This is a genomic window from Prevotella intermedia ATCC 25611 = DSM 20706 (assembly GCF_001953955.1).
Lineage (GTDB): Bacteria > Bacteroidota > Bacteroidia > Bacteroidales > Bacteroidaceae > Prevotella > Prevotella intermedia.
This window is the reverse complement of record NZ_CP019301.1, coordinates 693914-708235: the sequence shown is the minus strand read 5'-3', so window position 1 is coordinate 708235 and position 14322 is coordinate 693914. Positions and strand designations below refer to the sequence as shown.

At 46.0% G+C, this 14322-nt stretch carries 12 protein-coding genes and 4 pseudogenes; 6 read left to right on the top strand and 10 right to left on the bottom strand.

What is annotated here, in order from left to right; translation table 11 throughout:
• Nucleotides 1-380 precede the first annotated feature (380 nt).
• A complete protein-coding gene (locus BWX39_RS12700) occupies nt 381-617 on the bottom strand; it encodes a hypothetical protein (RefSeq protein ID WP_244271522.1) in 237 nt (78 codons plus the stop codon).
• Nucleotides 618-633: 16 nt separating this feature from the next.
• Nucleotides 634-783 (bottom strand): hypothetical protein, encoded by a 150-nt coding sequence (locus tag BWX39_RS12695; protein WP_244271521.1) that lies wholly within the window; start codon nt 781-783, stop codon nt 634-636.
• Here BWX39_RS12695 and BWX39_RS12880 point away from each other — a divergent pair.
• Nucleotides 739-1005, top strand: coding sequence for a hypothetical protein (locus tag BWX39_RS12880; RefSeq protein WP_458692837.1), 267 nt, complete (start codon nt 739-741; stop codon nt 1003-1005). The two genes, BWX39_RS12695 and BWX39_RS12880, sit on opposite strands and share 45 nt — an antisense overlap.
• Here BWX39_RS12880 and BWX39_RS12875 read toward each other — a convergent pair.
• From BWX39_RS12875 to dnaN, 5 genes and pseudogenes are all read right to left on the bottom strand, one after another.
• On the bottom strand, nt 964-1074 hold the full coding sequence (locus tag BWX39_RS12875; protein WP_458692838.1) for a hypothetical protein: 111 nt from the start codon (nt 1072-1074) through the stop codon (nt 964-966). The genes BWX39_RS12880 and BWX39_RS12875 overlap by 42 nt on opposite strands.
• A gap of 61 nt (nt 1075-1135) precedes the next feature.
• A pseudogene (gene porD, locus BWX39_RS12870) lies at nt 1136-2048 on the bottom strand (type IX secretion system protein PorD).
• A pseudogene (gene coaBC, locus BWX39_RS11745) lies at nt 1984-3179 on the bottom strand (bifunctional phosphopantothenoylcysteine decarboxylase/phosphopantothenate--cysteine ligase CoaBC). Before coaBC ends, porD begins: the two co-directional pseudogenes overlap by 65 nt.
• Nucleotides 3180-3181: 2 nt before the next feature.
• Nucleotides 3182-4032 (bottom strand): annotated as a pseudogene (locus BWX39_RS11740) (3'-5' exonuclease).
• A gap of 71 nt (nt 4033-4103) precedes the next feature.
• A pseudogene (gene dnaN / locus BWX39_RS11735) lies at nt 4104-5225 on the bottom strand (DNA polymerase III subunit beta).
• Between the two features lie 284 nt (nt 5226-5509).
• Between dnaN and BWX39_RS11730 the strand changes: the two are divergent.
• Nucleotides 5510-5899: a DUF3127 domain-containing protein gene (locus BWX39_RS11730; RefSeq protein ID WP_014708650.1), complete on the top strand. Its 390-nt coding sequence runs from the start codon at nt 5510-5512 to the stop codon at nt 5897-5899.
• Between the two features lie 200 nt (nt 5900-6099).
• On the top strand, nt 6100-6828 hold the full coding sequence (locus BWX39_RS11725) for an SDR family NAD(P)-dependent oxidoreductase (protein WP_028906000.1): 729 nt from the start codon (nt 6100-6102) through the stop codon (nt 6826-6828).
• 453 nt (nt 6829-7281) lie between these two features.
• Here BWX39_RS11725 and BWX39_RS11720 read toward each other — a convergent pair whose 3' ends face one another.
• Nucleotides 7282-8349, bottom strand: coding sequence for a DNA/RNA non-specific endonuclease (locus BWX39_RS11720; RefSeq protein WP_028905999.1), 1068 nt, complete (start codon nt 8347-8349; stop codon nt 7282-7284).
• Between the two features lie 746 nt (nt 8350-9095).
• Between BWX39_RS11720 and BWX39_RS11715 the strand changes: the two genes are divergently transcribed.
• The 3 genes from BWX39_RS11715 to BWX39_RS11705 are packed head-to-tail and all read left to right on the top strand — an operon-like array spanning nt 9096 to nt 12027.
• Nucleotides 9096-10325 (top strand): site-specific integrase, encoded by a 1230-nt coding sequence (locus BWX39_RS11715; RefSeq protein WP_028905998.1) that lies wholly within the window; start codon nt 9096-9098, stop codon nt 10323-10325.
• A 56-nt stretch (nt 10326-10381) separates the two neighbouring features.
• Entirely contained in the window at nt 10382-11626 is a 1245-nt protein-coding gene (locus BWX39_RS11710) for a site-specific integrase (protein ID WP_028905997.1), read from the top strand.
• A complete protein-coding gene (locus tag BWX39_RS11705) occupies nt 11623-12027 on the top strand; it encodes a hypothetical protein (protein ID WP_028905996.1) in 405 nt (134 codons plus the stop codon). The genes BWX39_RS11710 and BWX39_RS11705 overlap by 4 nt, the downstream gene beginning before the upstream one ends.
• 196 nt (nt 12028-12223) lie before the next feature.
• Here BWX39_RS11705 and BWX39_RS11700 read toward each other — a convergent pair whose 3' ends face one another.
• Together BWX39_RS11700 and BWX39_RS11695 are read right to left on the bottom strand one after the other, a co-directional pair.
• Nucleotides 12224-13531: a DUF1302 family protein gene (locus BWX39_RS11700; protein ID WP_028905995.1), complete on the bottom strand. Its 1308-nt coding sequence runs from the start codon at nt 13529-13531 to the stop codon at nt 12224-12226.
• Nucleotide 13532: 1 nt separating this feature from the next.
• Entirely contained in the window at nt 13533-14312 is a 780-nt protein-coding gene (locus tag BWX39_RS11695) for an outer membrane lipoprotein-sorting protein (RefSeq protein WP_004367589.1), read from the bottom strand.
• Nucleotides 14313-14322 lie beyond the last annotated feature (10 nt).

Here is a 14322-nt window from a genome sequence, read left to right as displayed (position 1 = left end):
GCACGAGTTTTTCTTTCATCTCCTTCTGAATAGCCTTTGCAGCTTCTCTCTGCCTTGGTCAGTAGGCAAGCCTCGTGTGCAGTCGGCTGTTCGCAGCAAGTTCCTGCTCCGGCTTCTCAGAATTCGTCGCTGTTGTCTATTCCGTCTAACTTTTGCTTCAGTTCGGCTTGTATGGCGAGCAGCTCTGCGATGGTTTCTACGTGGAATTTCTTTCAAATGATAGATTTATCAACTGCTCGTTGATGTAATCTAATTGTTGGGTCGAAATCAATGTCGCCTGTCGCCCTGCTCACCTCCTCGGCAATATCCTTCACTCTATATAAGCGGTGTCGAGGCGGTTGCAAAGTTCTTCGGCTTTAGGAAAAACGTTGGCTATGCCGCTATGGTTCGGCGGCAGACTTTAGTTGTTTCACCGCTCCAGTCTCGTCTTCGTTCAGTGCATTGTCGGCATTGTAGAGCGATGCCTTGATGTCTTCTGCGTGCGAGAGAGTCTTGCTTTCGGTCTCGAGTTCCTCTTGCTCCTTCTTGCAGGTTCGCACTTGATAGTTCTTCGTGCTGAAAAGCATAAACTCTTCGTTTTCAGCGTTCTCTTTCAGTTGCTTTCTTATCTGTTCCAACCTTTTTTCAGCATCTTTATACGCCTTGAAGTGGCTTTGTAGGCTGCCATATCCTTGTCGTTGGCAGCAATATGTCGATAACGTTGAGCTGGAAGTCTTCTTTCTGCAAAAGCAAATTCTGGTGTTGCGAATGTATATCCACCAATTGGTCGCCCACTTCGCGCATCAGGTCAGTGCAACAGGCGTGTCGTTGATGAATGCACGTGATTTTCCGTTGCTGCCAACTTCGCGTCGGAGAATGGTTTCATCGGCATCGAAGTCGATGTTGTTATCGGTAAAGAACGTGTCGAATGCACCTTTTGGCAGACTGAACGTAGCTTCGATGACGCATTTTTCTCGCCTTGCTTTATCTGTTTGCTATCGGCTTGTTGCTAAGAGCAGCCGATAGCCCAAGAATAATGCTCTTTCCTGCACCCGTTTCGCCACTGATAACGGAGAAACCGTTGCGAAAGTCGATGTCTAATTGGTCGATGAGCGTGAAGTTCTTATATAAAGATGCTTGAGCATAGCTGTTTGTCTTATTGTTTAATCTTGTCCCACGATGCGTTTGGCTTGCATTGATGCCGAAAGAATTTCGTAGACAGCCTCTTTTTCCTTTTGCGTGCCCTTTTGTAGTATATATTGGCAAGTCGTCCTTCTTATAGTCTGTCCAAATCTTGGCAACATACTCATAGGCTTGTCTTCGTGTGCCTTTTTCAAGTCGTTTTGCAACGCCGTTGTTATGTTTGTTCTGCCTCGTTCGGGACTGTTTGCCATTTCGTCCAAGCCCGTTCGTGTAGTCGTATTGCAATTGGCGGAAGGGTTTCATACCTCCGTCGAGTATCGTTGATGATGCGAAGCGGTTTTTCGAGTTTCAAATGCTTCCAACCTGTAAAGCTAAGGTTCTGTGCGTTGTTGGTAAGGTTCATGCAGCGTTGCAGAATGTCTTCGCCGCCCATAGCGCAAACGAATCGAGGTTTAAGCCGATGATGAGGTAAGCGTAGTAGCCGAAGAGGGCAGTGAGTTGGTTGTCGATGTTCTCTTCGTTGAATTCTATTTGGTCGAACTGTGCAAACTCGAAGTTGAAGTCGCCGTCCTTAATGTTGAACAATGTAGAGGTGTATGCCGAGTTGTAAATAGGTCGGTTCGCCTGTATGAGTGCCGTACAGGTGAAGGCGTTGCTGCTTTGGTCGTATTTTGTAACGGTGATGTTGAAGTTGCAAACAATGCGTTCGTTCTTTTGGAACTTGAGGTTAGTCCACTGTCGTTCGTTCACAAACTGTTCGAGGGTTTGCTGCAAGTTCTCGAACACCGATTGTCGGTACCCTGTATCTGGTTGTGGTTGATGGTTATCTTTGCTTGCAACTCCTGCGCTGTGGCGTGGTTGTTAAAGAATAGAAACCAGCTCGTCAATAATGTCGCGAGCCACCAAGTGTTTACGCTTCTTTTCATATTCTTTCTTCCTCCTTTTGAAATAATAGTATTTGGTTGTCGTCCGTCTGGAAGGTCGTGCCGGCATTGCGTGTGGATTCAGCACGATAAAATCGGCATTCTTTTTCACCAACTTTGCCGAAGCATTTGTTTCCTCGTTGTTTGTTTCCAATGCGAAAGCGACGATGCGTTGTTGGCTTGTCTTCTGTTGTCCCAAAGCGGCTGCAATGTCGTGAGTGGGCTGCAGGTCGATGTGCAGGTTGTCCTTTTCTCGCTTAATCTTCGTATCGGAGAAGCTCAGAGGCTTGAAATCAGCCACGGCAGCGCACAATATGGCGACGGTGGCAGCAGGAAAGGCTTGCTGACAGGCTTCGTACATCTGCTCGCAGCTTTCTACATCGATGCGGTTGATGCCTTCCGAGCACGCTATGTGTACAGGTCCAGCACGAGTGTAACGTTGGCACCACGCTTGAAACACTCTTCGGCAAGGGCAAAGCCCATCTTTCCCGACGAGTAGTTACCTATAAAACGTACAGGTCTATCTTTTCGTATGTAGGCCCTGCTGTTATCAGCACGTTTTTTCCCTCCAAATCTTGTGGCAACGGTGTTGTTGTCGAAGTATTGGTCTAAAAAAGCCACAATGGCTTCGGGTTCTTCCATGCGTCCCTTGCCTTCCAAGCCGCTTGCCAAGAAACCACTACCTGCTTCTATAATGTGGTTTCCTCTGCGTTTCAGCGTGTCGATGTTCTCTTGCGTAGAGGTATGTTTGTACATATCGAGGTCCATTGCGGGGGCGATGAACACAGGAGCCTTCATGGAAAGGTAGGTCGTAACGAGCATATTGTCGGCTATTCCGTGGCACATCTTGCCCAATGTTGCGGCTGTGCAGGGCGCAATGAGCATAGCATCAGCCCATAAGCCGAGGTCTACGTGCGAGTGCCACGTGCCGTCGCGTTGAGAAAAGAAATCGCTGATGACTGGTTTCTGTGTCAGTGCCGACAGTGTGATAGGGGTGATGAACTCTTTTCCACTGGGCGTTATGACCACTTGAACTTCTGCACCCTGCCTTACGAGTTGACGAATGATAAGACAACTTTTATATGCGGCAATAGAACCTGTGATGCCGAGAACGATTTTCTTTCCTTTGAGCATAGCTATCGATTGTTAAATTCGCGAAGGCGAATGCGTGTAAGCACTTGTTTGGTGTTGTAGGTGAAGTCGTTTGCCAATATCCAACTGTAGAAACCAGGGTCTCTGCGCAGCACTTCTGCCACGTCCCAACCACGGTATTTGCCGAAGTTGAACACTTCGTGGCGACGTGGCTGTCCGTGTTCGTCGAGCAAGGTGTTGCCGTCTTGTCGGTAACATCTTTCCAAACGATACGCCCTGCAAAGTCTACATTGTCGTTCATACGCGAGAACTCTGCCAGTTCGCCCATGTCGTGTTCAGTATGCGTTCTGGTTCGTCTTGGTTTTCAGCAGAATACATCTTAATCTGTCCTTGCAGTACACGCCACGTTGCTTCGGTGTCTTCGTCGGCTTTGTGGGCTGTGAAGTCGTCTTCCATCTTTCTGCCACAGTAAATTCGTAGGCAGCGGCAAGGTTGCGGCGTTCCATTTTGTGGTAAATGTTTTGTGCATCGATGAGTCGGCACTTCGAGAAATCGAAGTCTACGCCTGCCCGCAGAAATTCTTCTGCCAACAACGGAATGTCGAAACGGTTGGAATTGAAACCTGCAAAGTCGCAGCCCGTGAACTTGTTTGCCAGTTCGGCTGCCTTTTCTTTGAACGTTGGTGCGGCAGCCACGTCGTCGTTGGTGATGCTGTAAGTTCTTCTACTTCTTGCGGAATTTCTTTCTCAGGGTTGATGAAAAGGTTTTCTCTTTCTTCTTTCCCATCGGGGAATACCTTTATATACGATAATTGTATGATGCGGTCTTTTACAAGGTCGAGCCCTGTCGTTTCCAAATCGAAAACTATCAAGGGTTTTGTTAAGTTCAGTAACATTCTGCTATTATTTATAATGTGTGTGGGCAGACTTCTGTTGAAAATCTGCCCACACATTTAATTATATCTTATTAATCGTTGAGCAATACAGGCATAACGAGCATAAGCACGTTTTCGCCTTCTGGCTGCTCTGCAGGAACAACGAGCCCTGCACGTGATGGGTCTGCCAGCTGTATATTTACTTCGTCGCTTTGCAGGTTGCCCAGTATTTCCAAGATGCTGCTGCCCTTGAAGCCAATGTTCATTGGGTTGCCTTCGTACGTGCAAGTCATACTTTCCTTTGCGCTTGTTGCGAAGTCGATGTCTTCTGCGCTGAGGTCTAACTGTCCGTTTGCAATGTGGAAGCGAATGAGCTGTGAAGAATCGCTTGCGAATGGCAGCACACGGCGAATAGCACCAATGAGCGACTTGCGGTCGATGGTGATTTGGTAAGGGTTGTTTTCTGGAATCACGCTGTTGTAGTTCGGATACTTTCCATCAATGAGTCGGCAAATCAAAATGCCCTCTCCGAACGAAATTCAGCCGAACGAGCGTCGAAGCGAACCACCACGTCGCCACCGTCTTTTGCTATGAAGCCTTCAGCAATGCTGCAGGTTTCTTTGGCAAGATGAAAGCTGCGGGAACATCGCTCTTCACAGAGAACACACGGTTGCGCACCAACTTGTGTCCGTCGGTAGCCACAACAGCCAGACTGTCAGCCGTGAGGTCGAAGTAACGCCGTTCATCACAGGGTGAAGCTCGTCTTGCGCAGTAGCGAAAAGCGAGCGTGTAATGTTTTCTACCAACACTTCTGCACTCAGCGTAATGTTTGTTGCGTCAGCAGAAATGGGTTGTGGAATAGGAAACTCGTCTGCCTCCAAGATAGGGAAATTGTATGAACCATTCTGATAGCTGATGTAAATGGTGTGTTCGTCCATATTCACATCTACTGTGAGTGGCTGCTCGGGAAGTTCCTTTACGGCATCGAGAATATTGTGGTTGTTTACTGCAAATTTGCCCTCGCCCTCGAGTGCGTCAAGATTCATCGACATACGTACAACGTTCTCGCTATCCGAAGCAGTGATTGCGAGCTGACCATTTTGCGCGTCAAATATGAAACAATTTAGTATTGGCAAAGAATTTTTGCTGTTGATAACACGTGAAAGCGACAGCAATCTACTGCTCAAGGCAGTGCTTGAAATAGTAAATCTCATTAGTTCCTATATATTTTTAGTTATAACTCATTTTATGCAAGATGTTCCGATAAGCCCATAGGCTCAAAACCGAAATATTCTTCTTCATCGTACAAAAATACGAAAAAGTCGTGTGAAAAACAAAATTTACAGGTAAAAGTTTTTGTTTTTAGAACTATTTTAGTAATTTCGCCAAAGTAATGCCAGCGAGTGGTACGAGTGCCTGCGCTCAAACACCCAGCCACAGCTTGCTAATGCAAGGTATTTAAAGAAACAAATTTATTAATAACACCGCAAAATATAACATGGAATTACAAGGAAGAGTCATTGCAGTATTAGAGCCACGCGAAGGAACATCGGCACGTGGTCCGTGGAAATCACAAGAGTATGTAATCGAAACACACGACCAATATCCAAGAAAAATGGTCTTCAACATCTTTGGTGCCGACCGTATCGACCAGTTTGCCATCAAGGCTGGCGAAGAAATCATCGTAAGTTTCGACATCGATGCCCACGAATACAACGGCAGATGGTTCAACAACATACGTGCGTGGAACATTCAGAGAGTTGATGCCGCAGCTGCACAGGCTGCCAGTGTGCCACCCGCTGCTGCGCCACAAGCACCAGCAGGCGGAAGTCAGGAACCATTCCCACCCGCTGCATCAGACAGCGCAGCCGACGACCTACCGTTCTAAAACTCGGTAAAGGCAGCGTCAGTTACGCCTTTCAATAAACAAACAAAGGGGCTGAAACCACATTTTGCTGGTTTCAGCCCCTTTTTGATGAACGAAAGATGGGCGATTTTTTGGCTGTTTGATACTTTTTTCTTATCTTTGTAAAACAACAACTTACAGACTGAAAGCTAACAAACAGGTAACAAATCAATTTTTGAACTATGAAAAGAGCTATTGTAATAGGTGCCAGCAGCGGCATCGGGCATGAGGTGGCAAGGCTCCTCATCATGCAAGGGTGGACAGTTGGCGTGGCAGCACGCCGCACGGAGAAGTTGGAAGACTTGAAGAACTGTGCGCCAGAACGCGTATTCACAGCGCAGATTGATGTAACCAACGAGAAGGCAGACGGGGCTCTTTACCAGCTCATAGAGCAGATGGGAGGGCTGAACCTCTATTTCCATTCAGCAGGAATCGGGTGGAAAAATCCGACTTTAGAACCCGAAAAAGAAATGAAGACAATGCAAACCAATGGTCTTGGTTTTGTACGTATGGTGGGCGAAGCCTATCGCTATTTTGCCACACACGGTGGCGGACACATTGTCTGCATCACTTCCGTGGCAGGCACAAAAGGCTTGGGAGCCATTCCTGCCTACAGTGCCACGAAAGCTATGCAGAACACTTATCTGCAAGCCTTGGAGCAGTTGGCTAATAATCATCGTTATAACATACGCTTCACGGACATTCGCCCTGGTTTCGTAGATACTCCGTTACTGTCCGAATCCTCTCACTTCCCTATGCTGATGAAGACCGAGGATGTGGCAAAAAGCATTATGAAAGCCATAGAAAAGAAGCGGCACGTCAGTGTAATCGATGGTCGCTGGCGAATCTTCACAGCTGTGTGGCGACGTATTCCGAACTGGATTTGGAGGCGAATGAAGCTGAACAACTAACTGCATACCTCGCATATAGGTTCATAGAAAGCCGATGCAAATATGAGGAACAGAATAAATTCTGCCCTGTAATTTGTTCGCATTGTTGGTATTGTACATAGGAGTGGTTTAACAAAAAACCGCCCTCATTTTGTAAAGATTATTTCGCCGAAAAACGATAATTTCGATTTGGCATTGCGAAAGCGGCTGTTTTGCATCGCAAAACAGCCGCTTTTACCGTGCAAAACCTACGCTTTTGCATTGCAAAACAATAGGTTTTGCAATGCGCTGATAGTTAGGTGGTTATGTGATAGTTTATCTTGTGAAAAATGTTTACACCCTTATTGCCCTTTTTTCGTTCAAAAGACAAGTGGTTGTTTTTGGTTTTCTATTGTTTCAATGCTTTGGTTGTAAAGCAAAAAGCAGTACCAACACGGTGGTTTGGTACTGCTTTCTGTTAAGCTAAAGCGGGCATTATTTTTTTGATTTCTTTGTGGGTGAGACCTCCCAATAATCGCTGTCAAGCGTACTTTCCACTTGGGTCTCAATATCATCTGGAAGGTTACAGAAAAAATCTATGCCGGTACGCTTTTCCAATTCATCGATAGTGATGTATTCGGTAACCGACTTTGTTGCTACGTGTGGCGACCAAATGCCCATAGCTCTATACTTGTTGGTTGCACAGTCGTACGAAAGCAAAGCCATATAGAAATACTTTGGAATTATCAGATGGTTTACATTCGGCACATTTTGTTTTGTATATCCAATGATATCTGCCTTCTTATCTATAGTCGCAGCTTTTACAATGTAAAGCGTATCGCATTTCTTCTCGCTTGTTCCTTTCTTATAGAACCACCCGTCTTTAATGCGTTGCTCCAGTCCTGCCCACACTCCTCCATTATGACCTTGTAGCTGTGGCTGCATATTAGTAAGGTAGAAAGTCTGCTCATTGGCAACAGCAGAACATAGGCGGTCATAGGAAGGGCATAGGTGTCCACGCGAATGGCCCGAACTGGCATAATCTTTCAGCTCAGAGCGGTATTTTGCAGGTATGTCAGTATCTGGCTTAAATGCATCTTTGCGTTTCCCTTTCTTTTCGGCTACGCTTTCATACATCTGATAGCAAGTCCAACGGTTGGCCCTCTTGGTACCGTCCCACTCAATGGAAAAGTTAACTGGGTTTCCTTTCATGTCGGTTATATAATATGACTTTTCAAAGGTTACATTACTTCCTTGGTAGAAGCGTGGAAACTCCAATCTCCATCCTTCTTTGTTCTTAGCAAGGTCTTCCTTGGTATTCTTATTGGCATTGTTTTTAACAGGGAGGGGAGCAATCTTTGATATAGGGTAGTCGACCGACACCGTAGAATTCTTTGGATAGACCTTGACAACAACGCCTTCTATGACACGTATGCTGTCTGCATCTCTATTAATGGTATAGGTGTAGGTTCCTTCTTTTTTCGTTTCGATAGTAAGTACAGTCTGTGCCTGCGCGATAATAGTTATCAGCAATGCAGGGATTGTCAACAAAATTTTCTTCATAATTTATATTTTTTGGTTATTAAAATTGAATCTCCATCGTCTTTTATTGTCTTTTCGTGTATATAGTGGCATTGTTCCGTTGTATTATATCGGAGTAAACTCGTGCTTTCGATGCAGAGCCAGCATACCTTTCCACAGAAAGCGTCCCACGCTTCCTCCGAGTTGGCTGCGAACTATTATGCTGTAAAGTTACAAAAAAAATTGCAAAGGAAGAAATAAAACAAGGAAAAAAGACAATCGCCTATCCGTTTTTCGGTTTTCTACGTGTATTTACAAATAATGTAACTGTTATAACAGCGAATGGTTGAAACATATTAAAGATACGAGCAGGGTGTCCACGAAAAACAAAAGCGACTGTTTTGCAGCGTAAAACAGCACTTTTACCATGCAAAACCTACGCTTTTGGAACGTAAAACAATAGGTTTTGCAATGCATTGATAGCGAGGTGGTTATGTAACTAATCAATGAAAATGAAAAAATGTCGAAGTTGACATAAACTAACTGATAATGAGATGGAAACGAAATGATTTGCATAAGACTGCTCTATTTGTAAAGGGCAGGAATATGCAGATTTAGGCAGAAGTTCAGTTACCAGAGTGTTACCTTGTTTTGATGTTGGTAACGATGGAGAAGAAATAGGTAACCAAATTATTTTCGCTCGTGTGGCTGTTGCTTTGGTCAGCAGTTTTCTGCGTAAGTGAGGAACACTTTAATTCGGGTAATTTTGCCCACAAATATTAAAGCGTATGAAAACAGAAAAGATGAAGGTGTTGCTCTACCTTAAAAAGAGCGGTTTGGACAAGTCGGGCAAGGCTCCGATTATGGGACGTATTACCATTGAGCGTTCCATTGTTCAGTTTAGTTGTAAACTCTCCTGCAATCCCGATTTATGGAATCCACGTGAGAGCAGGATGGATGGTAAGAGCCATGAGGCGGTGGAGATTAATGGGAGATTGGAGAACCTGTTGCTTTCCATTCAATCTGCCTATCAGTCGTCGGTTGCCAAAGGACAGCCATTTGACGCAATCAATGTAAAGGAACTGTTTCAAGGCAGCGTTCAAACTCGCTGTATGCTCATCGAAAGACTGGATATGCTCATCAAGGAGAAAGAAAGCCATATCGGTATAGACATCAAGGAAGAGTCTGTGTCTGCCTATCATTCCACTCGGAAACGGTTGCAAGAGTTCATTCAGAAGAAATACCATGTTTCGGATTTAGCATTCTCGCATCTCACAGAAAGCTTTATCTATGAATTGCAGACATTCTGTCTTGGCGAACTCGGTCATCAGCAAAGCACATTTTTCAGAGTTGCAGCAGATTTGAAGACCATCTGTAGGCTGGCTTATCGTGAGGGGCTGGCTGATACGCTTCTGTTTGACAAAGTCCATATAGAACGCGGAAACAAGAAAGCACTCAAGGCACTTGACAAGGAAGCATTGAACAAACTGAAAGCAATCTGCTTTGGTGAATTGGAAAAAGAAATGGAAACCGCTCGTGATGTATTTCTCTTCGCTTGCTATACCGGTGCAGCCTATTATGATTTGATGGAACTAAGCAAGAAGCATCTTGTTCGTGATGATGCAGGTAGTTTGTGGTTGAAGTTCAACCGACAGAAGACGGGTGTGCTTTGTCGTATCAAGTTGTTGCCGGAAGCAGTTCGCTTAATTGAGAAAATGCACAGCGATGAAAGGGAAACGCTGCTGCCTTTCATCAAATATCCCACTTATCAGTCCTGTCTTAAAGCCTTGCGACTACGGGCAGGTATTTCTTTTCCCTTTACCTCGCACATGGCAAGACATACCTTTGCCACACTTATCACCTTAGAGCAGGGCGTTCCAATCGAAACGGTGAGTAAGATGCTCGGACATACGAACGTAAGTATGACCGAACGTTATGCAAAGGTTACACCACAGAAACTCTTTGAGGAGTTTAACCGTTTCATTTCTTTCACCGAAGATATGCAGTTGGCTATCTAATCTTTATACTTTGTATATTCTTATGCATTCATTCCAGAAATTAAAACAACAAGACAATGAGAAGTACATTCAAGACACTATTCTATATCAACAGACAGAAGACAAAGGCAGACGGCAAGACCACCATTCTCTGCCGTATCACCATAGACGGAAAGAGTACCGCCATTACCACAGGCGAGGAATGCAAATCCTCCGAGTGGAACAGCAGGAAAGGACTGACAACCGACAAGAAAACCAATCAAAGAATCGACGAGTTCAAAGAACTTGTAGAAAAGACCTATCAGGAGATATTGATAAAGGACGGAGTGGTAAGCGTGGAACTGCTCAAGAACCGTTTGCAGGGGATAGCCACCATGCCGACAACACTTCTTGCCATGAGCAAGGCAGAACTGCAATCCGTTAAAGAGTGCGTGGGCAAATCAAGAGCTGAGGGAACCTATCAGAATCTTCTCTATTCAGATAAGTTACTTACGGAGTTTGTAAAGGATAAGGGAATGACGGATATAGTCATAGCCACTATACCGGAAGACTTGTTTGAAGAATACCGTTTCTATCTGAAAAAACGAGGCTTGGCAACAGCAACCATGAATCGCTATCTTTGTTGGCTGAGTAGGCTGATGTATCGTGCGGTCAGTCAAAGGCTCATTCGCTGTAATCCTTTTGAGAATGCCAAGTATGAGAAAGTGAAACAGAAGATACGCTTTCTGCAAAAGAGCGATGTTGCCAAACTCATGGCATTGAGAGTAATTGATAAGGAAGCAGAACAAGCAAGACGGATGTTTATCTTTGCCTGCTTTACGGGCTTGGCTATTGCTGATATGGAACATTTGCAATTTGGACACATTCAAACGGCAGCCGACGGACAGAAATATATCCGTAAAGAAAGGCAGAAGACAAAGGTGGAGTTTATTGTGCCCCTGCACCCGATAGCGGAGGCCATCATCAATCAATGCAAGAAAGAACAACTGAGCATGAAAGAAATGCAGACAGTGAAAGGAAAAGGCGACGACTTTATTTTTCACTGTGCTTGTAGCCGTAGCGTGATGAGTGCAAAGCTGAGCATCGTGGGTAAGGCGTGTGGCATCAGAGAACGGTTGTCCTACCACATGGCGAGGCACACATTCGGCACGATGAGTTTAAGTGCAGGGATACCTATCGAAAGCATTGCCAAGATGATGGGGCACGCCTCTATATCCAGTACTCAAATCTACGCACAGGTTACCGATAATAAGATTTCGGAGGATATGGACAGATTGATTAGGAAACATCAAAAAGAAGAAATAAGGGAGGAAGCCGTATGAATGTCAATCACCATCAAACAAAAAGAGAGCGCAGCTATTTCGAGTGGGGCGACAAGATGCAAATCATTCGTAAAGGCAAAGGTGATATAGCCATGACCGAGAGTGAGCTCGTTGACTTCTTCGGTGTAACATGGAAGAAACTCAACTATCGTCTGCAGCAACTACTAAAAGTATCTTCCCTACGTCCCGATGAAAGGGATACAGGGGAGTTGGAAGTATTCGTAAATAGGCTGTTAAAAGGTTATGCCCCACTTTATCCGCTTTCAATCATCATCGCTTTATCTTATCAATTGGACAGCACGGAAGTACACTTGTTCAGGAAATACATCTGTCGAGAACTGCAACGCCCTGTACCTGTGAGGGAGCAGATATACCTACACTGCAATGGCAGTATCAATTGATACACTTTTCTTTTTCATCGATATCAATCTACGACATAACTACAAAAGATATAAAATTGTGATAGAAAGAAAATTAGAATGTAGTTAGAGAAAGACAAGCATTACTACCCTATGACTACATTCTATTTTTCTTCTTTACGCACTTTCACAAGTTATTTTTATTTTGAGTATAATCATTTCATGTATTAAAATGGAATCAGAAACTATACTTCATCTTCACCCACGCTTCGGAGTTCTTACCATACATGGCAAACTTGCCTTTGTTGGCATGGAAATAGTCGTAGCCGGCGGTGAGTTCTATATCGTCGTTGAGAGAATAGGAGGCGGAAAGGCGGTTGAAGATGCCGCCGCTTGCCACGTCGATGTAGGCAAAGGTGGAGAGTTTCAGCGTGTTGTGCAGCAGTTCCTTCGAGAGTCTTGCTGTGGCAAGTCCGGCATTGCGATAGACGGAGAGCGCTGCGAGATTGCCCGATGTGTATTTATGGCAATACTGCACACTGATGTTCCAGTCGTTACCCGGATACCAGTCTACCCCTGCAAGGGCGTTGAGGGTGTTGCGCCGCATGGCATTCTGCCCCAAGCCGCTTCCTTGTGCCTCGCCTATGTACTCGGCGACTTCGGCGCGGAGGACAAACTGACCGACGGGCAATGAGCAGTCGGCACCCAACATCGTCATACGGCGGTACTGTCCGTTGATGTGGAGCGTCCTTCCATCGCCCGACAGGGCAGGGCAAAGGGCGGGCAACTTGTTCCACGTCCGCAAGGCACTCACGGAGAAGTCTATTCCGCTGAGATTGACGCTTGCCCGTCCGCCAAACTCCATATTCTTGATTTTCTTCTCCGGCTTGCCGCTTTCCAAGTCGGTGGTGTAAGGCTGTGGTGCAGACGGCAGGCGTATCGCCCACGGATTGCGCTCGTCTGTCGGCAACACGAAGAAGTCTGCCACAGGATTGCACACGGCTTCAAGGGTGACCGAACCTCTTGTGTATTTTGCACGCAGCCCGTTGACGGGCATGCGAATGTCGTCGTAGTCTTGTGCGAGAAACTCTGTATAGTCAAACGGCGACACGCAATCGGTAACGCGCAGTGCATCCGCCACGCCCCATACGACAATCTGCCGCCCCACGCGCAGGTCGAAGTTGCCCTTTGCATAAGAGAGATAAGCCTCGCGCAATTCCAGTCCTGTGCGTTCTTTCAATATTCCGTTGTAGGTGGCGTTCAGAGATAGGAAGAGCGAAGCCGCCCCTTTCTCGAGTTTGAGTTCTCCCCGCGCCCGAGTTCGCGAAGCCATCCAGTCGGCACGTCCCTCCGTCCTGACGGCATGGTAGGTGTCAAGAAAACCTTTCACCTGCACCTGCAAGGCATTATCGTCCGATGCTTCGACCGTTTCCTGTGGAGTGCATTCCGAACCGATGGTGTCGCTATCGGCCGGCAATGTATTATCGATTTGGGCCGCTGCCTGCACCGAGAGTATCGGCACAAGCAAGAGCATAAATAGTTTCATATCAGAGTCCTTTCTCCAGTTGGGAAACAGTGAAAAGGTTAGGCGATAGCTTTATGTTGAACTTCTGATTGTCCATACGGATAATGGTTTTGTGTCCCGTCTGTACATTCTCCATCTGCATAAGGTGCATCGTCCAGAAGCCCTGCACTTTATTTATGTTGGAAATCGTGAGCCTACGGTGCAGCTTGTTCAGCTTATCGTAGTATTCCGCCTTTACCGCCATCAGGCAGTCCTGCCGAACCCAGGTGACGCGGCGTGTGTAAATCTCATCCTTGTCGTTGGGTACCGACTCTACCACCCAACATTTTTGACCGCCCAACATTTCTTCGCGCAGAAGCGTATGCTTCTCTTCGTCCACGCTGCGGGCGCTCATATCGTTGTAGGTAAAGTCGCTGCCCATGAAGTAATCGGTTTTCGACGATTTCCCGCTGATGCGCCTCGTCTTTTTCATTGCCGGAAGATAGAGCCACTTATCGTCCGTCTTGGCGGTATTGTCGTAGTCCCAAGTGAGGAATCCCGTACCCTTCACGTCGCCGGGATAGGTGAAGAACATGATTTTCTTCGTATCATTGCCTATGTCCATTGCCCACGATTCGAGTTTCCTCACACGCTTATGCCCGCTCTTCTGAATGAGCGTCATTTCGATGGTGGCATAACGTGTGTCGCCGTCTGCGCGGTTTCTTACTTTCTGCATGATGTCTCTGCCCGACAGCCCTGCTGCCTGCGCGCCGCACACCGCCAGTATGGAGATGAGCAGCAATGTGAAATGTTTTGTTTTCATATCGTTATAT